The organism is Streptomyces liliifuscus, assembly GCF_016598615.1.
Taxonomy (GTDB): Bacteria; Actinomycetota; Actinomycetes; order Streptomycetales; family Streptomycetaceae; genus Streptomyces; species Streptomyces liliifuscus.
Window position 1 is genome coordinate 3181530 of record NZ_CP066831.1, and the last position, 26534, is coordinate 3208063.

A 26534-nucleotide genomic window follows, 5' to 3' on the forward strand; every position below is an offset into this window, starting at 1 on the left:
GCCGAGATCATAGTCGTCTGCCTGACGATAAACACTCCCTTCGTCGGTCGCTTCACTGGCTGATCCACTGCTCTCCGGTACGAGTGCCGGGGACGCCACCGGCCCGCCCTCGTCGGCTTCCGCCCGCTCACACGCCCAGCTGGAGCCCGTCGGCGGCCTCCTCGACCATGGCGAGACCGAGCCTGCTGACGCGTACGGAGAAGGGGGCGCCCGCGACGCGCAGGCCGGTCAGGCCGATCTCGCCCAGGGGCGCGCCACGGACCGGCCGCAGCGTCACCGTCCCGGCAGGGGCGTCCGGACGGATTCCGGCGAGGGTGGTGAGCAGAAGGACTCCGGCGGCCGCGGCCGTGGCCGCGGGTCGGCAGGCCGCCGGATGCGGCAGCGGGGCACCGACTTCCGTCCGCTGCTCCCCCGCGTACATCTCCGGGAGCCGGTGCCCGAAGGCCTCGGCTGCCGACAGCACGCCCCGCAGGAGTGAGCTCGCCTCCTTCTCGTAGCCCGCTGCGGCTAGTCCCGCGACGGCGACAGCCGTCTCGTGGACCCGCACGGCCCCGCCTCGATGCCCGAACGGGTTGTACGCCGCCTCCTTCGCGCCGAGGCTGCGCAGTCCCCAGCCCGAGTCCATGGCGGGCCCGCCGAGCAGCCGCGCCAGCTGTTCCGTCTGCACCTTGTCGAGCAGCCCCTGGGCTGGAGCGCCCACGCCGAGCAGCCCGGTGTCGAGGAGGTGCACACTGGCCGCGCCTAGGTGCGGCACGATCCGCCCGTCCGACAGACGGGCCGCGGCCGGTCTGCCGCCTCCCCTGTCCTCGATCCAGAAGTCCTCCTGGAACGCGGCCCTCATTCCGCGAGCCCACCCCCGCAACTCGGGGCCACCTCCCCTGCCGTACGCGTCGAGGAGATCGGCGCCCAGCAGCGCGGCCCGGTGAGCATGCGCCTGGGTCTCGCAGCGCCACGGTCCGCCGGGGCGTGGGTCGGACAGATACGTACCGTCGCCGACCGCCGTCCGCAGCCACTGCAGGCAGCGCTCGGCCACAGGAAGCAGTTCCTCGGTCTCCTGTTCAGGGAGCCCCCAGCGCCTGGCCTCCGCGAGAACGACGGGGAACAGGAGGGTCGCCTCTTCGCCCGTGCAGCTCGGCGGCAGATGCGTACCGGCGTGCCGTCGCGGCCCGGGGAGCAGCCCAGATCGCGGCCCCGCGCCCACCAGTTGGGTGCGCGCGAGGGTGCGCAGGGTGCCCGCGGCGAGTCGCGTGCCCAGCGGCAGGGTCATGCGCGCCGCCGCCAGCGCCTCGGCCGGTGCCATGCCGCAACGCCAAGGCGCGCCGGCCGCGAGGTGGTTGTCGGACGGATGCACGGGGTCACGCAGCAGAAGGGCCTGGAGGTCCTCGATGCTCGTGCGCAGGAGCGCCTGGACCCTCGGGTCGTCGCTCACGGCCCGTGCCGGGGCAATCGGGCTCGTGGCAGCGCGCGCGACGGCCCGGATGGGACCCGCACCTGTCGGCCGTACCCTCAGCTCCACGCTTCGGGTGTCGCCGGGTGGCAGTTCGAGCTCCCATCGGAGCAGCCCCGCGGAGGCCAGCGCGTCCGAGGGCGGCGGGTTGGCCGTAACGACGGAGTGCCCGGTGGCGCAGGACCACCGCATGCCCGAGTCGTGAACGCTGGCGGGCAGGTCGGGACCGGCCCGCCCGGAGGCGACCGCGCCCAGTTCCGCCAGGTCCGTGCCGAGCGACACCTCGACGGGCAGGCGCAGATGCCGGTGGGCCGCGCTGCGCAGGGTGATCCGCTCGGTGCCGTCCGCGTATCGCGTCCGTTCGACGATGACGTCCGGGTCGGGGCCGCCGTCGGCGGACAGGCTCAGCGTCGCCACGAAACGGGCCTGGTCGGCCGCGATCATCCGGGCCTGGATCGCGAGAGGCTCCCGCCCCGCGACGCGCAGTCGACATCGGGAGAGCATGCGTCGGCCCGCGCGGTAGAAGCCCTCCAGCCCCTGCCCGGTCAGCTGGCCGTGCTCCGTGGAGATCGCAAGCCCGGGCAGCGCGACGCAGATCAGCGCGTTGTGCGCGGGAGGCAGATTCCCTGTCGCGTTCGGCAGGGACAGGGGTGCCTTCTGGGTTGTGGCACTGCCGGGTGTTATGGGGGGTTGTGCTGGCCTGCGGAGCAGAGGGTGATTGTCGTGCTGAGTGGAGGACTGGGTGGGCAGGGGCATGGGGCGGCTTCTTCTGTGCTCCGTGCGCTGAGTGCGCACTCAGCGGCGTGTAGGGGGCTCCGGAAGGGCGGGTTCGATGCGATGGCACGGCCCGGCCGCGGGCTGCGCCACTCAGGTGAACGGAACGGGCCTGTCCCGGGTCACGCCCCGGTTCACGGAAGCCGACCGATTGGCGGTGGGCGGGGGGCTCCGGGGTGCGTCGGCGGCTGATCCGAGCACGCACCCCACGCCACATCGTCCCGAGTCCGGCAGACCCCCACACCAACCCAAGCCCCGCCAGCCCCCAGGCCATCACCCGTAGCAGCCATTCCGACCAGCCCAACCGAATCGGCCGACTCGCTCGGAGCCACTCCCCCGCCCTCATGTCTCGCCTTGCTTCGTCCCGTGCCGGCCGGCCCCTCGGCGGGACCGGGTGGCGCCGCCCGTACTGTCACCCGCCCTGGTGGGTGCTTCCGGCGCCGGGGAGTCGTCGGCGCTGGACCGGGGACGGCGCATGCCCGCAGATCCGGAGGGCCGGGAACCCGGACGGCTCACCGCACTCCCCGTGGACCGCGGCTTGCGTCGGCGACGGGAAGCCGCCCGGGTGGACGATGTCGAGGCGGGCCCGGACGGCCCATCGGCGTAGACCGGGGACTCTGAGTGCTCCGAGGACGCCAAGGACGCGATCACCTCCGCGTCGGCACGGTCCACACGCTCCTTACGGAGGCAGCGGCGGATCGACTCCGGGTCCAGGCCCTCATTGCACGCCTGGTGGAGAAGGCGGGCGAACAGGTATCCCGGATCCGCTCCGAGGGCCATCGCCAGGGCTTCGCGGGCTTCCAGTTCGTCACCGGAGGACCAAGCAACCCATCCCACGAGGGTGAGCGGCGCCGCGGCATGCTCGCCGTACGGGCCGACACAGCGTCGGGCCAGAGCCCGCCAGAGGCGCAGGGCGGGGCCGGCCTCGTCGCCTTCCATCCACTCCGCCGCCCGGTCGCGCGTAGTGCGGTCCTGGAGGCCGAGGATCAAAGTGGCTGCCTCGTCGTGGCCCAGGAGTTCGTCGTCCCGGAGATCCGCAGACAGGGCACCGGACACACCTGCCGCACCAGACAAAGCAGATGCGGGAGATACAGCAGACACACCGGGCACACCCGGTACGCCCGCCGCAGACGTGGAGTCGGCGAATCGGCGCATGACCCGATGAGCCAGGTCCAAGGTCTCGGTCGCCACAGCTGTGCGGCTCTCGTCGTCCAGGATTCGGGGGATCAGCGCCATGCTCACCGCGTTGAGCGCGGACTCCTGCTCCAGTGCGGCCGCGGTTTCCCACGGAATGAGCCTCGCCCTGAACTCCCGCAGGGATCCCCGAACCTGAAGACCGGCGTAGGTGGCCGCCGCGGCCAGCACGGACGTGCCGGGCAGCCCCATGGGTGTCCCGTCGGACGGACAGCACTGCTCACTGGGGCAGCAGTACGACCAGAAGCGACCGTCCGAGATGCACAGTGCCTCGATGACGGGCACGTCCAGGGCACCGCAGGCCCTGCGCAGAAACTGCGCGAGTGGGCGCAGTCGTTCCATGACATCCCGGGCCGACTCTCCGCCCCTGGGGTCTTGGCAGAGGAAGGCGACCATGCTCTCGGGGTGCGCGCCCCTGCGTTCACTGCCCTTCACAAGTCCTTCGGTCAACTGTCGGGCGACGGACGCCCAGTCGTCCGCGTTGGCCGGGATACCAAGCCGGGCCCGTCCGCCGAACCTGCCACGCCCGTCCCTGTCGTGCAGGGCGGCGAGCACGATGCTGTCCTCGGGCCGGTATCCGAGCAGGTACGGCAGCGCGTCTGCCAGTTCGGCGGGAGTGCGGAGTGTGACCTGATGCTCGGCGAACGGGACACCGGACGCGCCGTGCGCGGGGCCGACACTGCTCTCACCTCCACGGCCCGCACCCCGTGCACCCGGTCCCGAGCCGTGCCCTCCGCTCGCCGAGCCATGTCCTCCGCTTCCTGGACCACGCCCACTGCTACCTGGACCGTCCACACCGTGCTCCGAACCCGGTCCGCCAGGCCCTGAACCGTGTCCGACACATCCTGAACCGCGTCCCCCACGCCCTGAACCGTGCCCGCCACCGGCCTCGCCCTGACCGCCAACCCCTTCGCGATCACCCCCACCGACTTGGCCATGCTCACCACCCGCACCCCCGCCCCTTCCAAGCCCTCCGAGCCCACCGGCCCCTCCAAACCCGTCGAGCCCCTCAAGCCCCTCAAGCCCGTCGCGCTCGCCACGCTCGCCGCACCCGCTCATGTCACCGTCGCCGAGATTCCCGGCCGCTTCGCTGTGATTCGTCATGCCGTGACCATCCCGCGGATCCCGGCATTCCGCTTTAGCCTGTGGATAACCACGACCATGATCACGTCAGAACTTGTCCACAGGCTGACCGCCTCATTCGCGCGATGTCCGACCCATCGGGTTGCATGGGGCCATGAGCAACGCAGAGCTGCGCACCGCGGCCGACACTGTCCTCGCCCGCCTCGTCGGCGCCCCGGCGGGTGACGCCCGGCTGCGCGAGGACCAGTGGCGAGCCATCGAGGCACTGGTCGCCGACAAGCGCAGAGCCCTGGTCGTGCAGCGCACCGGCTGGGGCAAGTCCGCCGTGTACTTCGTGGCGACGGCGCTGCTGCGGGAGCAGGGCGCGGGCCCCACCGTCATCGTCTCCCCACTCCTCGCCCTCATGCGCAACCAGGTCGAGGCGGCCGCCCGCGCCGGCATCCGGGCACGGACCATCAACTCGTCCAACACGGAGGAATGGGACACGATCCAGGACGAGGTGGCCGCGAGCGAGGTGGACGTCCTCCTGGTGAGCCCCGAGCGGCTGAACAATCCGGACTTCCGCGACCAGGTGCTGCCCAAGCTCGCCGCCGCGACCGGCCTCCTCGTGGTCGACGAAGCACACTGCATCTCCGACTGGGGACACGACTTCCGGCCGGACTACCGCCGGCTGCGCACGATGCTCGCGGACCTCCCGCCCGGCGTCCCGGTCCTCGCCACCACCGCCACGGCCAACGCGCGCGTGACGGCCGATGTCGCCGAGCAGCTGGGCACAGGTGGCAGCACGGACGCTCTCGTCCTGCGCGGCCCGCTGGACCGGGAGAGCCTGAGCCTCGGTGTGCTGCAGCTGCCCGATGCCGCACACCGGATGGCCTGGCTGGCCGAGCATCTGGGCGAGCTGCCCGGCTCCGGAATCATCTACACGCTCACGGTGGCCGCGGCCGAGGAGGTCACCGCGTTCCTGCGGCAGAGCGGGCACACAGTGGCCTCGTACACCGGGAAGACGGAGAACGCGGACCGGCAGCAGGCCGAGGAGGATCTGCTCGCCAACCGCGTCAAGGCCCTCGTGGCCACGTCGGCGCTGGGCATGGGCTTCGACAAGCCCGACCTCGGGTTCGTGGTGCACCTGGGGTCACCGTCCTCCCCCATCGCGTACTACCAGCAGGTCGGCCGTGCGGGGCGCGGGGTGGAGCATGCCGAGGTGCTGCTCCTGCCGGGCAAGGAGGACCAGGCGATCTGGCAGTACTTCGCGTCGATCGCCTTTCCTCCGGAGGAGCAGGTCCGGCGCACCCTGGACGTCCTCGCCCAGGCGGGCCGTCCGCTGTCGCTGCCCGCGCTCGAACCCTTGGTGGAGCTGCGCAGGTCACGGCTGGAGACGATGCTCAAGGTCCTGGACGTGGACGGCGCGGTGCACCGCGTCAAGGGCGGCTGGATCTCCACGGGCGACCCGTGGACGTACGACACCGAGCGCTATGCCTGGGTCGCCAAGCAGCGTGCGGCCGAGCAACAGGCGATGCGTGACTACGTGACGACGACCGGCTGCCGAATGGAGTTCCTGCGGCGCCAGCTGGACGACGAGGGAGCCACTCCGTGCGGTCGCTGCGACATGTGCGCTGGGCCCCGGTTCACCGACGCCGTCTCCTCGTCGTCCCTGGACTCCGCGCGTGGTGAGCTGGGCCGGGCGGGTGTCGAGGTCGAGCCCCGGAAGATGTGGCCGACGGGCCTGCCTGCGGTCGGTGTCGACCTGAAGGGGCGCATTCCGGCCGGTGAACAGGCCACTTCCGGGCGAGCCCTGGGACGGCTCTCGGACATCGGCTGGGGCAACCGGCTGCGGCCGATGCTCTCGCCCCAGGCCCCCGACGAGCCCGTTCCGGACGATGTGGCGAAGGCCGTGGTCGGTGTGCTGGCCGACTGGGCGAAGGGTCCCGGCGGCTGGGCTTCGGGAAGCCCCGACGCGCAGCCGCGCCCGGTCGGTGTCGTCACCATGGCCTCGCACGGCCGACCGCGCCTGATCCAGTCGCTGGGCGCACGGATCGCGGAGGTCGGACGCCTGCCCCTGCTGGGTTCCATCGAGTACGCCCCCGGAGCCGGGGCGGCGCAGGTGTCCAGGAGCAACAGCGCGCAGCGGTTGAAGGCCCTCGACGGGGCGCTTGTGGTGCCGCCCGGCCTGGCCGCCACGCTGGCCCAGGCCCAGGGCCCCGTCCTGCTCGTGGACGATTCGACCGAGACCGGCTGGACGCTGGCGGTGGCCACGCGCCTGCTCCGGCGGGCCGGTGCACAGGGGGTGTTGCCGCTGGTCCTTGCCGTGCAAGGGTGATCCAGGCGTGACAGGGAGGGTTACGGGCAGGGATATATGAGGCGGATCACCGGATAACGGTCGGTGGCCCCAATTGCTCGTTGCCGCAACCAAGTTCGACAGGAAGAATTGGCCTCGCGCCCCGCGCGGTCCTTCCAGGGCCGCCCGTTCGGGCTGTGTCGCGGTGCGCTCCCCCAAGTCCGACCCCCCGCCCGTTGTATGGGCGCGTAGCCGAAGGGAGGACCGTGACCTTCGGATTCGCTCCGTCCTCGGCGGCATCGATGTCGACGTCCGCCACTTCCGCCAACTCACTCGCCCGGATGCTCGAACCCGCCGAATGGGCCGCCGCGGGGATTCCGCTGCTGCGCAATCCCCGGGAAGTCGTCAGCGGGCTGCACTCCCGGCATCGGCCTCGGCCGGACACCGCGATCGTCGCCGTCCTCGATCCGGACGAACGGCTCAGGGCCAGCGCCTCGTTCGTCCGGCGGCCGGCCCCGGCGGACGGCTGGATGTTCCGCAACGCACTGCTCGCGCAACTGCGCCGGGTCATCCCGCACGACCTGCGGCGCCGCACACCGGTGCGTACGGCCGTCCTGCTCTACTGCCGTGAGGGCGACGGACGATGGACGGAGGAGGACGGGGCGTGGATGTGGGGGTTGCGGGACGCCTGCACGCTGCACGGGCTGCGTTGCGGGGCGTACATCACGCTGACGCGTGAGGGCTGGCAGGTGCTCGGGGAAGGACGGGGCGGACGTCGGCCGAGCGCGGGCTCCAAGCCGGAGTCCCTGGACGCCCTCGCCGCGGTCGAGGCCATTCAGCCACGCACGGGTGGCTCGGCCTCGGAGGTGCTGCGCCGCGCGGCGGCCCGCTGAGACGGGGCCCGCGAATGCCACACGCGGCACCGGTCGGCCGTTCATCCGGCCGACCCTCAGCACCGGCCCCACCGGCCGCCGCGCAGCCACGCAGGACCACCTGCCTCACTGCGGCAGGACGGGCAGTCGGGTACAACACCGGCCGGCTGGCCGGCCGAAGACTGCAAGGGAACGGCGAAGCCGGTGCCCCGAACCCGCACGGCCCCCTCGGACAAGTGCTGCCCTCTCGGGCACATGCAGCCCCCTCGGGCACGTGCGGCCCTCTCGGGCACATGCAGCCCCATCGGGCACGTGCGACAACAACGCTGAACAGCCACGCCGACCGCGCAGACCATGACAGCCGTGCCGGCAGTCAGCGGCCGGCACGTCCCCCGTACTGGCCGTTTCCGGCACACGTCGAACCGTCCACCGTGCTCATGCCACCGCAGCCTGGGCCGCAGTGGCACTCCACCCCCCAAGTACCCCCAGAAGAACGGGGGTCCTCAGACCCCCGCGCCCAGCACCGAGTTGATCTGCTGCGGATCCCCGCAGACGATCAGCAGGGTGCCGGCTCGGCCGAGGGCCAGCGGCAGGGCGGTGGCGGCAGTGGCGTCGGCTCCGCCGTTCACGGCGACGACGACCACGGGCCGGGACGCGGCACGACCGAGGGCGGACGCGTCGGCGTAGAAGACGTCGTCTCCCGCGTCGTGCTGGGCCCAATAGGCGGCCTCGCCGAACGAGAGCTCGTGCGCGGCCCACGGGTGAGGTTCGCCGGTGGTGATCACCAGAACCTCACCGGGGACGCGGCCCGAGTCAAGGAGCAGGTCGACCGCTTCCTCGGCCGCGTCCAGCGCGCCCTCGGCCGAGGCCGGGATCAGCTGGATCTGCGGAGTCGAGGGGGCGGTGGGGGCCGCCGGGGCGGATGGCCCCGGCTTGGCCACGGCTGTGTCGCGCGGCGTGCGTTGAACCGGCGGCGCAGGCCGGACAGGACCCGGACGGCCGGGACGCGGTGGCGCCACGGGACGGGGTCCGGGTACGGGACGGGGGGTCGGCGCGGTACGGCCGGCGGCCGGAGTGGCGCGGGGACCCTGGGCACTCTCGTGAATCTGAGGCTCCTCGGGAATGAGAGGCATGAGCTGATTTTTATCAAACGCCGGTGCGAGTCGCGTCGGCGGGTGGCACATGAGTGCGAGTGGAACGGTCAGAAATCGAAGCCGAGCTGCCCTTCGATCTCCGGAACGCTTCCATCCGCCCAACTGCGGACCTTCTTGAGGTGCCGCCACTGGGGCAGCGCATCAAGATACGCCCACGTCATCCGGTGGTACGGGGTGGGGCCCCGCATCTCCAGCGCGGCCTTGTGCACCGGTGACGGATACCCGGCGTTGGCCGCAAAACCGAAGTCTGCATGGTCGATACCCAGTTCGGCCATCATTTTGTCGCGCTGCACCTTGGCGATCACGGAGGCCGCCGCGACGGCGACGCAGGACTGGTCGCCCTTGATCACCGTACGGACCCGCCAGGGATCCCCGAGGTAGTCGTGCTTCCCGTCGAGGATGACCGCGTCGGGACGCACCGGCAGGGCTTCGAGGGCACGGCAGGCGGCCAGTCGCAGCGCGGCCGTCATCCCCATGTCGTCGATCTCCTCCGGAGAGGCGTGCCCGAGGGCGTACGACGTCACCCACTTCGCCAGTATCTCGGCGAGCGCGGTACGCCTCTTGACGGTCAGGAGCTTGGAGTCGGTGAGGCCTTCGGGCGGGCGGCGCAGGCCCGTGACCGCCGCGCATACGGTGACCGGGCCGGCCCAGGCGCCTCGGCCCACCTCGTCGACACCGGCGATGACCTTCGCTCCGGTCGTGGCGCGCAGCGAGCGCTCGACAGTGTGGGTTGGTGGTTCGTACGGCATGGCTCCCTCAGCCTACGCCGCTCGGAACCCCACGCGACACCCAGGTTTCCCCAGGCAACCTCGGCGCTCCGGCCTCACCGTCACAGAGACCACTCACTCACTCGTCGGCCGCAGCAGCGGAACCATGAGCCGGTCGATCATCTCCTCGATGTCCCGCTCGCTCCATTCGCTCGCGCACACCTTGGACCGGTACATCATCATTGCCGGAATGACGTCGAAGACATACGAGTTCGCCGCGTCGGGCCGCACCTCTCCCCGCCGGATTCCACGGTCGACGACCTCGCCGAGCAGCCGGATGGTCGGCTCCACGGCACCTCCGAAGATGATCTCCTGGAAGCGCCGGGCCTGCGACGCGTCACATTCGTGAATCACCGAGCGCAGCGCGAATCCGGGGCGCGAGAACATCGCCTCGCGCGCACGTCGGCACAGCTCCAGCAGGTCGTCCCGCACGCTCCCCATGTCCGGTACGTCCTCGAACGGCGGCAGCCCCGCCTGGAGTGCGTCCGCGACCAGATCCTCCTTCGACGGCCAGCGGCGGTAGACCGCGGCCTTGCCGGTCTGGGCGCCGGCGGCGACGCCCTCCATCGTGAGTCCGTTCCAGCCGACCGTACTGAGCTGATCCAGCGCGGCTTCGAGGATCGCACGTTCGAGTACGGCACCACGGCGGCGCGGGGAGGCCGCCTGAGCGGAGGCGGCCGTCCAACTCGAAGTAACCATGAGCGTGTCTCCGTCTGAGCGGGCAAGCGGCACGCACGCACGCGCGTGCAGACGTGCCGTGCGGACCGGGGGTCCGCAAGCGGTCAAGTAACGCAAAGCGGCAGCGACTTCAGTGAACGCTTGCGTTCACTGTCGGGGACTCACTACCGTTTGACGCGGCAGTGAACGCGAGCGTTCACTAAGGCACTCGTGGGGGACTTGATAGTGACAACCTCTCCGTTGATTAAGGAACCGAAGCCAGGAGCGGCACGCCGGGAGGGGCATCCCGGCATCGCGCTCACCGTCATCGCGGCCTGCCAACTCATGGTGGTACTCGACGCGACGATTGTGAACATAGCCCTCCCGCACATTCAAAACGCGCTCGAGTTCTCCACCACCGACCTCACCTGGGTCGTCAGCGCGTACACGCTCACCTTCGGCGGTCTGCTGCTGCTCGGCGGCCGCGCCGGTGACATCCTCGGCCGTCGCCGGGTCTTCATGACCGGCATCCTGCTCTTCACACTCGCCTCGCTGCTGGGCGGATTCGCCCAGGAACCATGGCAGTTGCTGGCCGCACGTGCCCTCCAGGGCGTCGGTGGCGCGATCGCGTCGCCGACCTCGCTGGCACTGATCACCACGACGTTTCCCGAAGGGCCCGAGCGCAACAGGGCGTTCGGCGTCTTCGCCGCGGTCTCGGCCGGCGGCGGTGCGATCGGTCTGCTGGCCGGCGGCATGCTCACCGAGTGGCTCGACTGGCGCTGGGTGCTCTTCGTCAACGTACCCATCGGTGTACTGATCGCCGTGCTCGCGCCGCTCTACATCAGCGAGTCCGAACGGCATCCGGGGCGCTTCGACATCGCGGGTGCGCTGACCTCGACGGCCGGTATGGCGTCGCTCGTCTACGGCTTCATCCGGGCCGCGGAAGAGGGCTGGCGGGACAGCCTCACCATCGGGTCCTTCGGCGCGGCGGTGGTCCTGCTGGCCGCCTTCGCACTGGTCGAGTCCCGGGCGAAGGAACCGATCACACCACTGCGGATGTTCGCCGACCGCAACCGCTCCGGTACGTACGTGATCATGCTGAGCCTGGCCGCGGCGATGTTCGGCATGTTCTTCTTCATCGTCCTCTTCGTGCAGAACGTGTTGAGCTACACGCCGATCGAGGCGGGCCTGGCCTTCCTCCCCGTGACGGTCGCGATCGCCGTCGGTGCGGGTCTGTCGCAAAAGTTCCTGCCGGTGCTCGGCCCGAAGCCGTTCATGATCGTCGGCTCGGCCCTCGTCGCACTCGGGCTCGGCTGGCTGACCTTCATGGACCCCGGGAGTACGTACGTCGGCGGGGTGCTCGGTCCGATGCTCCTGTTCGCCTTCGGCATGGGTCTGAACTTCGTGACGCTGACCCTGACAGCGGTCTCCGGAGTCGCCGTGCACGAGGCGGGCGCGGCGTCCGGCCTGCTCAACGCCACGCAGCAGGTGGGCGGTTCGCTCGGTCTCTCCATCCTGACCACGGTCTTCGGCACGGCCAGCCGTGACGAGGCGGAGAAGCAGGTCGCGGACTTCATGGCCACCGCCTCGGCCGAACAGAAGGCGGAATTCGCCAAAACACAGCAGCTGCCGGCGCCCTGGAGCCACGAGGTGCTGTCCCAGGGGATCTCCACGGCCTTCATCCCGGCCGTCGCGATGGCGGTGCTCGCCCTGGCCGTCGCCGCGTTGGTGATCCGGGTCCGCAAGAGCGACCTCGACGCCCTGGCGGGCACGTCCGGACCCGCCGGGGGCTGAACCACACGACAGGGCCGGGCCGCCGTACCGGGGACGGCGGCCCGGCCCTGTCGTTCGTACGAGTCCGTCAGCGAGGATCCCTCGCAGACGTGTACGTGTACGTATTCGTGTACGCGGTCCGTGCGCGCCCCGTCTCAGCGGCGGTACGCCAGCTCGGTGCCCAGGCGGTTGCACTCGCTCCAGTCGGCGTCGGGGGACAGCGGCCGTCGGTCGAGGATGTCCCGGGCGCGTGCCTCACCCAGACTCGTGGCGTACCAGGACTCGTCCGCCCCCGCCAGGTCCAGCGCGATGGACTGCAGGGCACAGGAACGCAGCGGCTCGTCAAGTTTGTCGAGAGCCGGTGCGGCGTCGGCGGACAGCCCGCGCGCGTAGTCGAGGTCGAACGACCCCTTCGCCTCGTACCGCTGGACGTTGCGCTCGGCGATCAGAGCGTCCGGCGACATCAGCCCGAAGGCGAGCACTCCCGCGGCGGCGCTCGCCAGCACCGCACGCGGCAGCCAGCGGGCACCCCAGACGCCGGCCGCCATGATGAGCACGATGACCAGACCGAGCCAGAGCTCCACGGTCACCACGGAGATCCTCAGTCGCGTCAGCCCGTACGCCTCCACGTACATGTCCATCCGCCGCACCGCCGATGCCACGACAACGAGCGCGAGGACGCACAGCGTTCCGAGGACGGCACGCACCAGCGTCCAGTCGCCGGAGCTGTCACGAGGGGCCCAGCGCAGGGCGAAGACGATGACGAGCAGGGTGAGGAGCGTGACCAGCAGCAGCTGCCAGAAGCCCTGGCGCGCGTACTCGGCGTACGTCTGGCCGGTCTTCTCCAGCACGGCGTCGTATCCGCCGAACAGGACGGCGAGCTGGACCGCGTTGAAGACCGCGAAGAGCGCGGCGAGCACGATCAGGGGCAGTGCCCACTCGACGCGTCCGCGAGGGCGGCCCGCCGGTACCTCGACGCGGTCCCACTGAACGGGTGCGGCGGCCGTGTGCGCCACGACCAGGGCCCCGACCACGCCGATCGCGAACAGGACGGCGTGCCAGGGCCCTCCGGAGACCGACGCGTCGGGCACGAGACCGCCGAGAAGGTCCGCGAAGGCGGCGTCCGCCCCGGCGAAGAGCGCGCCGAAGACCACCAGCAGGACCGCGGCGACGGCGAGCGCGCGGACCAGCGGGCCCACGTTGCCCCGGGCGCCGCCGGACCGCTCCCGCAGGCCGCGCCAGCCCCAGAGGGGTCCGGTGACCAGCGAGGTGTGGAGACCGATCGGGCCGAACAGCACTCCTGTCCAGGTGCGACCGCCGTGCAGGGCGAGCGAGCCCGCCCCCACGGCGGCCACGACGGCGAGGAACGAGGGCCAGTCGGCGTCGCGAAGCGCCGGCACGCTGAGCAGGGCAAGTCCTCCCACGCCCCACACCAGCGTCCAGCGGTGCGGTCGCCGACCCGCTGCCTGAGCCGCGTAGTACGCGCCGAGCGCGGCCGGTATCGCCACCAGCAGGAGGTTGAGGGCCAGGCCGTCGCCGAGCAGGAGCATGCTGAGTACGCCGGTGGCGAGGGCGGCCCAGAGCGTGGCGTTACGGATGGGGGCCGGGCGCTCCGCCTGAACGTCGGCGAACCAGGACTCGACGACGGGGCCGTCCCACTCTTGATCCCCTTCGCCCTCTTCGTCGCCGACGCCCTGCCGGTGGACATCTCGCGTGGCGACGCTGCGTTTCTTGGACTCGGTCCCGCCTGAATCGGTCCCGCCTGAATCGGTCCGGCCCGACTCGGTCCCGCTCGAATCGGTCCCACGTGAGTCTGTCTCGTTCGAACCGGGCCCGCCCGAACCGGCCCCGACTGAACCGGTACGGGCCGCGGGCACCTCGTCCGCGGGCGCCTCCGGCACCTCGGGTACGTCAGGCTCCTCGGCATCGATTCGGGGCTTCACCCCTGAACCCTTCGAGGCCGACCCTCTCGGCTCGGCCTCGGACGGCGTGTCGGACACGGGACCCCCTCCCGACCGGTCCGGGCAGCGCGGCTCGTGGCTGCCACGTAAGCCCAGGGACCGGTGTCTCGTCGGCGCACGCCCGTGATGATCAACGGGCGGCGTGGCGGAAAGGTTAACCGTGGGACACGCGGCGCAGCCGGTCACCGGCTCTCTGTGGCAGGGCTGTGACAGTGACAGACGCTTGGGGCAGAAGGGAACGGGCAGGCCCGGCACCCTCGCCGCAGCCGAACGTAAGCCCCGCCCCGCAGCTCTCATCCACAGCCGTGGTCCATGGCCCTCGCCGCAAGCTTCAACCCGCCGGCCTCAACCCGCGGCCCTCGCAGCAGGCCTCAACCCGCGACTTTCGCCGACAGCCACTCCGGAACCGCCTCGGTCCGCTCCACCCATTCCGTGGGCGGCGTCCCGGCCTTCCCCGCGGCCACGACGCCTCCGACGATGGCGCAGGTCGTGTCCATGTCGCCGCCGACCTGGGCGGTCGCCCAGAAGCCCTCTTCGTAGTCACCGAGGGCCCGCGCCGCCGACCACAGGGCGAACGGCACGGTGTCGTGCGCGGTCGTACGCCGCCCGCAGCCGAGGACCGCGGCGACGGTCGTCGTGTCTGCGTAGTCGAGCATGTCCCGGGCGCGCCGCAGACCGGCTTCCACCGCGCTGCGCGGCACCAGGGCGATGACCCCGTCGAGCAGCGCCCCGGGGGTCGGCGGACCGCCCGGTGCGGCGGTCAGCGCAGCCGCCGCGGCCACTGCCATGGCGCCGACCACGGCTTCGCGGTGCTGGTGCGTGGGGTAGGCCGAGATCTCGGCCTGGTGCGTCGCCTGCTCCGGATCGTCCGCGTACCAGGCGCCCAGGGGAGCGATCCGCATCGCCGCGCCGTTCCCCCACGAGCCCTGTCCCTTGAAGAGGGCCGAGGCCAGCTCGCGCCAGTCGCCGCCCTCCCGGACCTGCCGCAGCAGCCGGTTGACCGCGGGGCCGTAGCCACGGTCGAAGTCGTGGTGCTCGGCGAAGGAGCGGGCCAGCGCGTCCTGGTCGATGCGGCGGTGGACGGCCAGAGTGGCCACTACGGAGGAGGCCATTTCCGTGTCGTCGGTCCACTGCCAGGGGCCGGGCGGCAGCCCTCGGCGCTTGAGCAGCGGATAGTTCGCGGGCACGAAGAACTGCGAGCCCAGCGCGTCCCCGACCGCGAGTCCGCGCAGGCTGGCCAGGGCGCGGTCCAGGCGCCCGTCGGGAGAGGAGTCAGCGGTCATTGCCCTGCCACTCTATCCGGTGACTCCGTACGGTTCCGGATCACGCCAGCGTTCGAAAGGACGGTCAAGGGTGTACTTGCCGTCCTCCCCGAGAACGAGCATGCGCACCTCCGCGTTCCCCGGGTTCGACAGCGACTCGAATTCCGCGACCGTCCAGTGGAACCAGCGCATGCAGAACAGCCGCATGGCGAGGCCGTGGGTCACCAGGAGCACGTTCGGCGGGTGATCGGGGGCCTCGAAGCTCCGGAAGAGGCTCTCCAGGAAGCCGCCGACCCGGTCGTACACATCGGCACCGGACTCACCCTGCGCGAAGCGGTAGAAGAAGTGCCCGTACGCGTCGCGGTACGCCTTCTGCAGCCGTACGTCGTCCCGGTCCTGCCAGTTTCCCCAGTCCTGTTCGCGCAGCCGCGGCTCCTCGCGTACGCGTACCTTCCCGGGGTCGAGATGGAAGGCCCGGAAGGTCTCGTGGGTGCGGCGGTACGGGGAGACGTAAACGCTTACGCGCTCGTCGCCGAGGACCTCTCGAATGCGTGTGCCCGTCTCCTCCGCCTGCCGCCACCCCTTCTCGGTGAGCGCCAGGGCGTGGTCGGGTTCGCGTTCGTACACCGAGTCATCGGCATTGCCCACCGACTCGCCGTGCCGGACAAGGACGATGCGCCGTGGACGTGCCATACCGAAACCCTAGATCGAGTTACGCCCGATCGAGCACTCGTACGGGCTCTATACGGCACAGGTCACATAAATCGCGCGCGTCTCAGACCGTCCAGGACGGTTCCAACTGGACGATGTCGCCCGTGAGCGCCGCGACGTCCGCCTCCAGCTGGGCGCGCAGGGCGAGGCGCTCCACCCGCTCGGCCCGGTATTTGCCGTGCTCGGCGGCGGACTGCCACATGGACAGGACCAGGAACTCGTGGCCGGGTGCCTCGCCGAAGAGGCCCCTCACCATGCCGGGAGAGCCGGCCATCGCCGGGTTCCACACCTTTTCCTGCATCAGCGCGAAGTGCTCGGCGCGCTCCTCGTGGACGCGACAGTGCGCCACCCGGACCAGATCGGTCTCCGTGAAGCGCGGCTCGAAGCCGGTCTTCACGTCGAAGCGGTGATCGAAGAGTTTGCTCTGCGCGTCCTTGAAGGTGCCCGACTGGGCTGCGGCCAGCCGGTCATGGGAGCGCGCCATGAAGGAGTCGTAGAAGGCACGGCTCTCCCAGAAGGCGAAGATGTGGGCCACTCCGGGCCTTCCCCGGCTCCAGCCCCCGCCCTGCCCCCGGAAACCCGGCTCCCCCAGAAGTCCCGCCCATTTCCGCTGCCCCCGTTCAAAACCGCGGCGGTCCACCACGGTGCAGCGAATCCACTTGACCAGCACCGCGCCATCGTACGGCCCAGGAACGTGGCGTCGGTCACGCTCGGGCGGACTGCGGCCGCCCGTGCGCCCCCATGCGCGTGGCACGATGGGCAACACGCCTCACCTGCCAGGCAGTTGAGGCGACCGTTGCAGGGGGACCACGAGGGGAGAACCGGTGAACGGCCTCAACAAGGGCATCAACAAGGTCGAGATCTCGGTGAAATGGGATCCCGGACCCGTCGGCGAACCGGCCACCGATCTCGACATCGTCGCCGCCACCTACCTCGCGACCGACACGCACAAGAACCCTGACTACGTAGTGCACTTCGACAGCCGCTCACCGGACGGCACGATCTATCTCAACCGGGACAGCAAGGACGGCAAGGGCTTCGGCTGGGACGAGGTGATGACCCTGGAGCTCAGCCGCCTCGACAAGCGGTACGCGCGCGTGGTCGTCGGCGTCGCCATCCAACAGCGCTCCGGACGGGCCACCTTCGTCAGCGTGCACAACCCGGGCCTGCGGATCCGCGAGGGCTACAACGTCCTGGCCGAGGGCGATTTCGGCAGCGTTCTGGGGTCGACGGCCACTACGGTCGCGGACTTCGTGCGCGACGACTCCGGAGAGTGGACCTTCCAGTCGGACATCCGCGGCTTCGACGCCGACCCGGCGACCTTCGCCAGGATCATGGGCAGCCCCCAGGAGTCCTGACCCACGACGCACTCATGCACGCCGAAGGGGCGGTACGGCCGATGGCCGTACCGCCCCTCACGGTTTGTGGATCAGCTGCAGCCGCTGGTCGAGCCGCAGCCCTCGCAGATGTAGCAGGAGCCGGCCCGCTGCATCTTCGTACCGCAGGAGAAGCACAGGGGGGCGTCCGCCTGGATGCCCAGCTGCATCTCCACCAGTTCGGCGCTGGTGTGGGCCTGCTGCGGGGCGGGCTTGGCCGCCTCGACCACGGCCTTCGGTGCGGCGACGGCCTTCAGTTCCTGCGCGCGGGGCGCGGACTGGGCGAGACCCTCGACGTCCAGCTCGTCGTCGGTCGGCTCGTAGGAGCCCGTCTCCAGGTGGCGCTGACGCTCGTCGGCGGAGTGGATGCCGAGCGCGGAGCGCGTCTCGAAGGGCAGGAAGTCGAGCGCCAGGCGACGGAAGATGTAGTCGACGATCGACTGCGCCATCCGCACGTCCGGGTCGTCCGTCATACCGGCCGGCTCGAAGCGCATGTTGGTGAACTTCGAGACGTACGTCTCCAGGGGCACGCCGTACTGCAGGCCCACGGAGACGGCGATCGAGAAGGCGTCCATCATGCCCGCGAGGGTGGAGCCCTGCTTGGACATCTTCAGGAAGACCTCGCCGAGACCGTCGTCCGGGTAGGAGTTGGCGGTCATGTAGCCCTCGGCGCCGCCCACCGTGAACGAGGTGGTGATGCCGGGACGTCCCTTGGGGAGACGCTTGCGGACCGGGCGGTACTCGACGACCTTCTCGACCGCGGTACGGATGGTCTCCTCGGCCTTGGCGGTGACCTCGGCCTTCTCCTTGTCCTTGGTCTTCGCGGAGAGGGGCTGGCCGACCTTGCAGTTGTCGCGGTAGATCGCGAGCGCCTTGACGCCCATCTTCCACGCCTCGAAGTAGACCTCTTCGACGTCCTCGACGGTCGCCGTCTCCGGCAGGTTGACCGTCTTGGAGAGCGCGCCGGAGATCCACGGCTGGATCGCGGCCATCATGCGGACGTGGCCCATCGCGGAGATGGAGCGCTCGCCCATGGCGCAGTCGAAGACCTCGTAGTGCTCGTGCTTGAGGCCCGGGGCGTCGACGACATTGCCGTGGTCGGCGATGTGGGCGACGATCGCCTCGATCTGCTCCTCCTGGTAGCCCAGGCGGCGCAGGGCCTGCGGGACGGTGCCGTTGACGATCTGCATCGAGCCGCCGCCGACCAGCTTCTTGAACTTGACCAGCGCGAGGTCGGGCTCAAGGCCGGTGGTGTCGCAGGACATCGCGAGACCGATGGTGCCGGTCGGGGCGATGACCGAGGCCTGCGCGTTGCGGAATCCGTTCTTCTCGCCGAGGCGCAGCACGTCCTGCCAGGCCTCCGTGGCGGCGGCCCAGACCGGCGAGTCCAGGTCGTCCACGCGGACCGCCACGGCGTTGGCGTCGGAGTGCTGCTTCATGACGCGCTGGTGCGGCTGCGCGTTGCGGGCGTAGCCGTCGTACGGGCCGACGACCGCGGCGAGTTCCGCGGAGCGCTTGTACGAGGTGCCGGTCATCAGCGAGGTGATGGCGCCGGCGAGGGAGCGGCCGCCGTCGGAGTCGTACGCGTGGCCGGTCGCCATCAGGAGGGCGCCGAGGTTGGCGTAGCCGATGCCCAACTGACGGAAGGCGCGGGTGTTCTCGCCGATCTTCTGCGTCGGGAAGTCCGCGAAGCAGATGGAGATGTCCATCGCGGTGATGACCAGCTCGACGACCTGCGAGAAGCGCTCGACCTCGAAGGACTGGTGGCCGAGGCCGTCGTCCTTCAGGAACTTCATGAGGTTCAGCGAGGCGAGGTTGCAGGACGTGTTGTCCAGGTGCATGTACTCACTGCACGGGTTCGAGCCGTTGATCCGGCCGGACTCCGGGCAGGTGTGCCAGGCGTTGATGGTGTCGTCGTACTGGATGCCGGGGTCTGCACAGGCCCAGGCCGCCTCGGCCATCTTGCGGAAGAGCTCCTTGGCGTCGACCTCCTCGATGACCTCGCCGGTCATACGGGCGCGCAGGCCGAACTTGTCGCCGTTCTCCACGGCCTTCATGAACTCGTCGTTCACGCGGACCGAGTTGTTGGCGTTCTGGTACTGGACGGACGTGATGTCGTCGCCGCCCAGGTCCATGTCGAAGCCCGCGTCGCGAAGGGCGCGGATCTTCTCCTCTTCCTTCACCTTGGTCTCGATGAAGCCCTCGATGTCGGGGTGGTCGACGTCGAGGATGACCATCTTGGCCGCGCGGCGGGTGGCGCCGCCCGACTTGATCGTTCCCGCGGAGGCGTCGGCACCGCGCATGAAGGAGACGGGACCCGAGGCGTTGCCGCCCGAGGAGAGCAGTTCCTTGGAGGAACGGATACGGGAGAGGTTCAGGCCGGCGCCCGAGCCGCCCTTGAAGATCATGCCCTCTTCCTTGTACCAGTCGAGGATGGACTCCATGGAGTCGTCGACGGCCAGGATGAAGCAGGCGGAGACCTGCTGCGGCTGGGGCGTACCGACGTTGAACCACACCGGGCTGTTGAAGCTGAAGATCTGGTGCAGGAGGGCGTAGGCCAGCTCGTGCTCGAAGATCTCCGCGTCGGCGGGCGAGGCGAAGTACTTGTTGTCCTCGCCGGCCTTCCGGTACGTCTTCACGATGCGGTCGATGAGCTGCTTGAGGCTCACCTCGCGCTGCGGGGTGCCCACAGCGCCGCGGAAGTACTTGCTGGTGACGATGTTGACCGCGTTCACCGCCCACTCGGCGGGGAACTCGACGCCACGCTGCTCGAAGTTGACCGAGCCGTCGCGCCAGTTGGTCATGACGACGTCACGGCTCGCCCACTCGACCTCGTCGTACGGGTGCACCCCCGGGGTCGTGTGGATCCGCTCGATGCGCAGGCCCTTGTTCGCCTTCGTCCCCTTGGCTCGGGAACTCCGTGCCGGACCGCTCGCCGTCTCTGTCATGCCGCCTCCCTGTATCGGGCTAAAACGCCCAGAAGTGCCTCGTTCTTCCCGTGGCACGGTGTGTGTCTGAATGCCACGAGCCACGCGTACGCGTCCGCTCGCAACAGGTCCGTGGTCGCCGCCGTCCGGGCCGGGCCGGCCCCTCTCGTCAGTCGGCGGCGCTGGCGGGCACGGGGACTTCGACAGTCTCTCCGGACCCGCGGTCGATTCCCTGGCACCCCTGGCCCGCGTCTTCGTCGGCCGCGGCGGGGTGCTGCGTTTCTTCCCTGAGTTCAGTGATGGCGGCCTCGAAGTCCTCCAGCGAGTCGAACGCCCGGTACACGGACGCGAAGCGCAGATAGGCGACGAGGTCGAGCTCCTGCAAGGGGCCGAGTATGGCCAGTCCCACGTCGTGGGTGGTCAGTTCGGCGCTTCCGGTGGCCCGCACCGCCTCCTCGACCCGCTGGCCGAGCTGAGCGAGTGCGTCCTCCGTGACAGGCCTTCCCTGGCACGCCTTGCGCACGCCGTTGATGACCTTGGTACGACTGAAGGGCTCGGTGACTCCGGACCGCTTGACCACCATGAGCGAGCACGTCTCCACGGTCGTGAAACGACGGGAGCAGTCGGGACACTGGCGGCGCCTGCGGATCGACGTACCGTCGTCCGTCGTACGGCTGTCGACGACGCGGCTGTCGGGGTGCCTGCAGAAGGGGCAGTGCATCGAACTCCAACCCTCCTTCACAAGCACGACTCAATAGCCTCGGCAGGGCCCTTGGGCCCCTCGAAGCAGGCTCCAGCATAGGCGATGACCATGGGTCCGGAAGACCGGGGGACCACAACTTCTGGGCTGCTGCTGCAATCCAACCACTAGATGTGGGGCTTGACCCGTAAATTCGCACCTTGCGCGCGTGTCGCACCCGTATTGGCATGTGCCGCAGGGCCATACCCGTGAGAGGCGTACGGGGATACGGTGGGCGCCACAGGGGCAGGGGGCCGGTTCCCGGCCGACGGAACACCTGGTGGCAGACTGACCCTCGCCCCGCTCCGGCCCACAAGGCCATCGCCCCGGCGGTGAAGAGTACAGCAATGAGCGCTTTTGTCCGCCCGGTGCAGCGTTAGCCATACACCCAGACACGTGATCACGTCAGGCCATCCACACTTTTTCACTCGAACGTGTGTTTGGCGCAACCTTTCGAAAGCAACTACCGTTGTCCAGCAGGGAGACGAACGAGAGGGGCCGACGTGACCACCACCGCAGACAGTGCCACCATCACTGCCCAGGACCGCTCCCAGGGCCGATTTGAGCCGGTGCATGCCATGAATGAAGTGAACCAGGAGGGGCCCAAGCCCACACGCTCCCTGCCGGGCCGACCTCCAGGTATCCGGGCGGACAGCTCCGGACTCACCGACCGGCAGCGCCGGGTGATCGAGGTCATCAGGGACTCCGTGCAGCGGCGCGGATACCCGCCGTCGATGCGGGAGATCGGACAGGCCGTAGGCCTCTCCAGCACCTCCTCGGTCGCACACCAACTGATGGCACTGGAGCGCAAGGGCTTCCTGCGCCGCGACCCGCACCGACCGCGGGCCTACGAGGTGCGGGGGTCCGACCAGTCCACCGCGCAGCCCACCGACACGGCGGGCAAGCCGGCCGCGTCGTACGTCCCGCTGGTCGGCCGGATCGCCGCCGGTGGCCCGATCCTCGCCGAGGAGTCGGTCGAGGACGTGTTCCCGCTGCCCCGGCAGCTGGTGGGTGACGGCGAGCTGTTCGTCCTGAAGGTCGTCGGAGACTCGATGATCGAGGCCGCGATCTGTGACGGAGACTGGGTGACGGTCCGCCGCCAGCCGGTCGCGGAGAACGGCGACATCGTGGCCGCCATGCTGGACGGCGAGGCCACGGTCAAGCGCTTCAAGCGCGAGGACGGCCACGTCTGGCTGCTCCCGCACAACTCCGCGTACCAGCCGATCCCCGGCGACGAGGCCACCATCCTCGGCAAGGTCGTGGCGGTGCTGCGGCGGATCTGACTCCGCCCCTGACCGGGCCCCGGGACCCCTGCGCCGGTTCCGGGGCCCTGTGCTGCCCCCACGTGCGCATGTCAGTGGCCTGCCCCCGACCTCGGCCGGGGGCAGGCCACTGGCGTCTATGCCTCTTCTGTCTTCGCCTCTTCTGCCTTCGCCGCTTCGGTCGTCTGTTCCGCTTCTGCGTTCTGTTCCGCCTTCTTCGCCACCTCGTCGATGGCGGCCAGGGACCTTCGCACCTGGTTACGGTCCGTCGTGAACCAGAAGTCGGGCAGTGACGCCTTCAGATAGCTGCCGTAGCGAGCCGTGGCGAGCCGCTGGTCCAGCACGGCGACCACACCGCGGTCCCCCGTCGCCCGTACGAGACGGCCGGCGCCCTGGGCCATCAGCAGGGCCGCGTGGGTGGCCGCGACGGCCATGAAGCCGTTGCCCCCTGCGTCCTCGACCGCCTTCTGGCGGGCGCTCATCAGCGGGTCGTCGGGACGGGGGAAGGGGATCTTGTCCATGACGACCAGCTGGCAACTGGCGCCCGGGACGTCCACACCCTGCCAGAGCGAGAGTGTGCCGAAGAGACAGGTCTTCGGGTCCGCCGCGAAGTTCTTGATCAGCTCGCCGAGCGTCTCCTCGCCCTGAAGCAGAATGGGGAACTCCGGGATACGGGAACGCAGTTCCTCCGCGGCGAGCTGGGCGGCCCGCATCGAGGAGAACAGGCCGAGCGTGCGGCCGCCGGCGGCCTGGATCAGCTCGGTGAGTTCGTCGAGCATGTCCCCGCGGTCGCTGTCCCGCGCCGGTCGCGCGAGGTGCTTCGCGACGTACAGGATTCCCTGCTTGCCGTAGTCGAAGGGCGAACCGACGTCGATGCCCTTCCAGGGCGGGATGTCCTCACCCACGATGCCTTCCGGGGCCAGGCCCAGTGAGGCACCCACGCCGTTGAAGTCACCGCCGAGCTTGAGGGTGGCCGAGGCCAGGACGACGGAGCGGTCCGTGAAGAGCTTCTCGCGCAGCAGGCCCGACACGGACATCGGGGCAACCCGCAGGGAGGCGCCGAAGCGGTCGTGCCGCTCGTACCAGACGACGTCCCACTCCGAGCCGTTCGTGATCCGCTCCGCCACGTCGTGGACCGACTCCACGGAAGCGAGGGCCTGTTTGCGGACCGCGTCCTCGTCGGCGATGGACTTGTCGCGGGTCGCGCCGATCGCGGAGATGACCGTGCGCGCGGCGTCCCGCAGGGCCATCAGCGCGTACCCGAGATCCTCGGGGACCTCCTCCAGGCGGCCGGGCAGAGCGAGCTCCATCAGGCGCTCGAAGCCCTCGGCGGCTGTCTGGAGCTGATCGGCCGCCTTCTCGTTCACGAGCCTCGAGACGCGGCGCACGGCACGGTTGACCTGGCCCGGGGTGAGCTCGCCGGTCGCGACGCCGGTGACGCGGGAGACCAGCTCGTGTGCCTCGTCCACGATCAGCACCTCGTGCTGCGGGAGGACCGGGGCGCCTTCGATGGCGTCGATCGCGAGGAGGGCGTGGTTGGTGACGACGACCTCGGCGAGCTTGGCGCGCTCGCGGGCCATCTCGGCGAAGCACTCCGCTCCATAAGCACACTTCGAGGCGCCGAGGCACTCCCGGGAGGACACCGAGATCTGTGACCAGGCACGGTCCGAGACACCCGGGGTGAGATCGTCGCGGTCGCCCGTCTCGGTCTCGTCCGCCCAGTCCCGCATCCGCAGCAGGTCCTGACCCAGCTTGCTGGTGGGAGCGGCCGCCTCGAACTGGTCGAAGAGGCCCTCCTCCTCGTCCTGCGGGACACCTTCGTGAAGGCGGTGCAGGCACATGTAGTTCGACCGGCCCTTGAGCATCGCGAACTCGGGGCGGCGGCGCAGCAGCGGATGCAGTGCGTCCACCGTGCGCGGCAGGTCCCGCTCCACGAGCTGCCGCTGGAGCGCCAGGGTGGCCGTCGCCACGACGACCCGCTCACCGTGCGCGAGCGCGGGCACCAGGTATCCGAGCGACTTTCCGGTACCCGTGCCGGCCTGGACCAGCAGATGGGAGCCGTCGTCGATGGCCTGCTCGACGGCTTCGGCCATGGTCACCTGGCCAGGGCGCTCCGTACCGCCGACGGCTGTGACGGCGGCATGCAGGAGTTCGGGGAGTGAGGGCTCTGTCATAGCCCGACCACCCTACGGGGCCGCACTGACAACCGGGCGATCAAGGCCGCGGCGAGGGACGCGATCAAGACGGGTGCACGGTCGGTGACGAGGTCGGTCACGTCGTCGGTGATCACGGCTGGTGCAGCGGGTTCGGAACGGTGCCGTGCACCGCGGCGTGCGGGCGCTGGGGGCGGTCCCGGTAGCCGTCCAGGTGCAGTCGATTGCGGTTGAGGCACAGCCGCTCAATACGCGGAGTGAGCAGGTCGAACGTTTCGTAACGCTCCTTGAGCTCCGGGAAGAGCCTGTGATGACGGAGAATCTCCGCCCGTACGAGCGACCAGAACTCGGCCTCCGGAACGCCCAGTTGCGCCTCGCAGAGCGGGGCCAGGTAGCGGAAGACACCGACGAAGAGCCCGGAGTGGATGAACTGCGTGAGGAAAGCAGCCGGTTCCGTGAGCAGAACGGCCCGTACGTCGTCCGGCATGGACGCGTGCTCGGGAAGCCGCTCGGCGCTGACGTTCACGTCGTCCACAAAGTCCTTCACCGCGAGCCGGACGGGTACGTCATGGTCGTCGAAGACAACGATCGCGTTCTCGCCGTGTGGGCTGAACACAGTGCCGTAGCGGTAGAGGAAGTGCAGCAGGGGCGGCAGCAGCGCGGCGAAGAGACGGCGCAGCCAGATCCTCGGGGCCAGGCCTGAGCGCTCGACGAGCTCAGCCGTGAAGGCCCGGCCGTCGGGGTCGGTGTGCAGGAGAGCGGCCAAGGTGCGGGCGCGCTCGCCGGGCGCCAGATGGAGGGAGAGCGGCTCGCGCCAGATCGCGCCCAGCAACTCCTTGTACTGGTACGGGACCTCCGGCAGCGTGTCGTACACGGGGTGCCCGACCGTGACGGACGCGACCTCCCCCAGGAGGATGACGCCGCAGGTGTCGCGCAAAAAGGGGTCCGCGTCGCGCAGGCCATGCATCCAGGCGGTGACGGCGGGTGCCGCGAGAGTGCGCTCCGTCGGAAGGCCCCGCCACACCAGGGTGTTGAGGACGGACAGCGGCAGTTTGACGGTGTGCCGGTCCGGGCGTGAGGTGTTGAGGAAGGTGCGCACCGACTGCTGGGGCAGGCGTAAATCGGCGTCCGGGGGCAGCGGAACGATGGCGCCTGCGGCGACAGACGGCGCGAAGAGTGGCAGCACGACGTCGTTCCACTGCCAGGGGTGCACGGGCAGGTAGAGATACGACTCCGGCGTGAGCCCACGCGCGCGTAGTGCGACGGCGTAGGACTCCCTGGTGGCGGGATCGAGCTCGCGCGCGTAGAGCTCGTCCGCGGTCTCCAGGCCCGCGACGCCCCGATATGTGGCCAGTGAGGTGTGCACCGCGATCCACGGCAGGGCTGTGCCTCTGCGGCCCTCGGGTGCCCAGTGGGCGGCGTCCGTGGCGGAGAAACCGAGGCGGCCTTTGTTGAGGACGATCCAGGGGTGACCCGTCTGATGGCCTTCCAGCTCGGCGTATCCGAGGTCGGCGAGCCGGGCGGCGGGCAGCGCTGTGTGGTCGAGGCGTGCGTCCGCCGCGAGTGTGGTGGTCAGTTCCCTGATGACGTGCCCGAGGGTGGCGCCGTCCAGCCCGAGGGTGGCGCGGGCGCGGGTGAGGAAGTCGAGGGGGTCGGTGTAGAGGCGCGAGGGTCCGGGTCCCGCGGTCTCGCTGGTCGCTCCGGTTGCCTCGGTCAAGGTGAGGGAGGACGGATCGACCTGCCAGCTGTCGTACGCGCCGCGACGGGCGCGGAAGCCGATGATGCCGCCGGCGTCGAGGCGGAGGGTGTACGACCGCTCGTCGTCGGCGCCTACGGCGGGCGGCGAATCGTCTCCTCTGAGGTCCGGGACGCTGCCCGGTGCCGTGGCCTCGGGAGGATCGGTGGCTGCCGCCGCAGCACCGGGGCTGTTCCCGTCCGCCTCGGGTACCAGGATCTCCTCGTGCGCGAACTCCCCGATCATCTTGGCGAGCAGTCGTCGCCCCGCTCTTTCCCATCGCTCCGGGCTCAGTTCGGGCGGGTCGTAGAGCCACGACGGCTCTTCGGGAGTCGGGGCGGCGGACGGGTTCGGCACGGGGACTCCTCGACTGGGAACCTGATCGGGGCGAGCGGTGTACTAAAAGTGACGG

Annotated in this window: 18 protein-coding genes; 5 read left to right on the top strand and 13 right to left on the bottom strand. The window is 70.1% G+C overall.

Going from position 1 to position 26534, the window contains the following annotated elements; translation table 11 throughout:
- Positions 1-127: 127 nt before the first annotated feature.
- Positions 128-2203: a glycogen debranching N-terminal domain-containing protein gene (locus JEQ17_RS13410; protein ID WP_200395483.1), complete on the bottom strand. Its 2076-nt coding sequence runs from the start codon at positions 2201-2203 to the stop codon at positions 128-130.
- Between the two features lie 360 nt (positions 2204-2563).
- On the bottom strand, positions 2564-4210 hold the full coding sequence (locus tag JEQ17_RS13415) for a DUF4192 domain-containing protein (RefSeq protein WP_200395484.1): 1647 nt from the start codon (positions 4208-4210) through the stop codon (positions 2564-2566).
- A 442-nt stretch (positions 4211-4652) separates the two neighbouring features.
- Between JEQ17_RS13415 and JEQ17_RS13420 the strand changes: the two genes are divergently transcribed.
- Positions 4653-6815, top strand: a complete 2163-nt coding sequence (locus JEQ17_RS13420; protein WP_200395485.1) for a RecQ family ATP-dependent DNA helicase — start codon at positions 4653-4655, stop codon at positions 6813-6815.
- A 224-nt stretch (positions 6816-7039) separates the two neighbouring features.
- Positions 7040-7666 (top strand): hypothetical protein, encoded by a 627-nt coding sequence (locus JEQ17_RS13425; protein WP_200395486.1) that lies wholly within the window; start codon positions 7040-7042, stop codon positions 7664-7666.
- Between the two features lie 482 nt (positions 7667-8148).
- Here JEQ17_RS13425 and JEQ17_RS13430 read toward each other — a convergent pair whose 3' ends face one another.
- The 3 genes from JEQ17_RS13430 to JEQ17_RS13440 all read right to left on the bottom strand — a co-directional run bounded on the left by JEQ17_RS13430 (position 8149) and on the right by JEQ17_RS13440 (position 10265).
- Positions 8149-8778 carry a hypothetical protein gene (locus JEQ17_RS13430; RefSeq protein ID WP_200395487.1) on the bottom strand — a complete coding sequence of 210 codons (630 nt, stop codon included), beginning with the start codon at positions 8776-8778 and terminating at the stop codon, positions 8149-8151.
- Between the two features lie 68 nt (positions 8779-8846).
- On the bottom strand, positions 8847-9548 hold the full coding sequence (locus tag JEQ17_RS13435; protein WP_189841091.1) for a ribonuclease HII: 702 nt from the start codon (positions 9546-9548) through the stop codon (positions 8847-8849).
- Positions 9549-9641: 93 nt separating this feature from the next.
- Positions 9642-10265 (bottom strand): TetR/AcrR family transcriptional regulator, encoded by a 624-nt coding sequence (locus JEQ17_RS13440; protein WP_200395488.1) that lies wholly within the window; start codon positions 10263-10265, stop codon positions 9642-9644.
- A gap of 204 nt (positions 10266-10469) precedes the next feature.
- On the opposite strand from JEQ17_RS13440, the gene JEQ17_RS13445 reads away from it, so the two are divergent.
- Entirely contained in the window at positions 10470-12017 is a 1548-nt protein-coding gene (locus JEQ17_RS13445) for an MFS transporter (RefSeq protein ID WP_200395489.1), read from the top strand.
- 134 nt (positions 12018-12151) lie between these two features.
- Here JEQ17_RS13445 and JEQ17_RS13450 read toward each other — a convergent pair whose 3' ends face one another.
- The 4 genes from JEQ17_RS13450 to JEQ17_RS13465 form a co-directional block, all read right to left on the bottom strand.
- Entirely contained in the window at positions 12152-13939 is a 1788-nt protein-coding gene (locus JEQ17_RS13450) for a DUF4153 domain-containing protein (protein ID WP_407700049.1), read from the bottom strand.
- Between the two features lie 389 nt (positions 13940-14328).
- The gene (locus JEQ17_RS13455) at positions 14329-15240 is read right to left on the bottom strand and encodes an ADP-ribosylglycohydrolase family protein (RefSeq protein ID WP_200395491.1); all 912 of its coding nucleotides are present in this window, start codon (positions 15238-15240) and stop codon (positions 14329-14331) included.
- A gap of 12 nt (positions 15241-15252) precedes the next feature.
- Positions 15253-15912 carry a histidine phosphatase family protein gene (locus tag JEQ17_RS13460; protein WP_200395492.1) on the bottom strand — a complete coding sequence of 220 codons (660 nt, stop codon included), beginning with the start codon at positions 15910-15912 and terminating at the stop codon, positions 15253-15255.
- Positions 15913-15994: 82 nt separating this feature from the next.
- Positions 15995-16600: a YdbC family protein gene (locus JEQ17_RS13465; RefSeq protein WP_055617265.1), complete on the bottom strand. Its 606-nt coding sequence runs from the start codon at positions 16598-16600 to the stop codon at positions 15995-15997.
- A gap of 154 nt (positions 16601-16754) precedes the next feature.
- Between JEQ17_RS13465 and JEQ17_RS13470 the strand changes: the two genes are divergently transcribed.
- The gene (locus JEQ17_RS13470) at positions 16755-17288 is read left to right on the top strand and encodes a TerD family protein (RefSeq protein WP_200395493.1); all 534 of its coding nucleotides are present in this window, start codon (positions 16755-16757) and stop codon (positions 17286-17288) included.
- A 71-nt stretch (positions 17289-17359) separates the two neighbouring features.
- Here the strand turns inward: JEQ17_RS13470 and JEQ17_RS13475 are convergent, their stop codons facing one another.
- Both JEQ17_RS13475 and nrdR read right to left on the bottom strand, forming a co-directional pair.
- The gene (locus JEQ17_RS13475) at positions 17360-20254 is read right to left on the bottom strand and encodes a vitamin B12-dependent ribonucleotide reductase (RefSeq protein WP_200395494.1); all 2895 of its coding nucleotides are present in this window, start codon (positions 20252-20254) and stop codon (positions 17360-17362) included.
- 148 nt (positions 20255-20402) lie between these two features.
- A complete protein-coding gene (nrdR, locus tag JEQ17_RS13480; RefSeq protein ID WP_200395495.1) occupies positions 20403-20954 on the bottom strand; it encodes a transcriptional regulator NrdR in 552 nt (183 codons plus the stop codon).
- A 521-nt stretch (positions 20955-21475) separates the two neighbouring features.
- Between nrdR and lexA the strand changes: the two genes are divergently transcribed.
- The gene (gene lexA / locus JEQ17_RS13485) at positions 21476-22255 is read left to right on the top strand and encodes a transcriptional repressor LexA (protein WP_055617269.1); all 780 of its coding nucleotides are present in this window, start codon (positions 21476-21478) and stop codon (positions 22253-22255) included.
- Between the two features lie 116 nt (positions 22256-22371).
- On the opposite strand, the gene JEQ17_RS13490 is transcribed toward lexA, so the two are convergent.
- Both JEQ17_RS13490 and JEQ17_RS13495 read right to left on the bottom strand, forming a co-directional pair.
- The gene (locus JEQ17_RS13490) at positions 22372-24408 is read right to left on the bottom strand and encodes an ATP-dependent DNA helicase (protein WP_200395496.1); all 2037 of its coding nucleotides are present in this window, start codon (positions 24406-24408) and stop codon (positions 22372-22374) included.
- 112 nt (positions 24409-24520) lie between these two features.
- Complete coding sequence (locus tag JEQ17_RS13495) at positions 24521-26479, bottom strand: IucA/IucC family protein (RefSeq protein WP_200395497.1); 1959 nt, start codon at positions 26477-26479, stop codon at positions 24521-24523.
- Between the last annotated feature and the right edge of the window lie 55 nt (positions 26480-26534).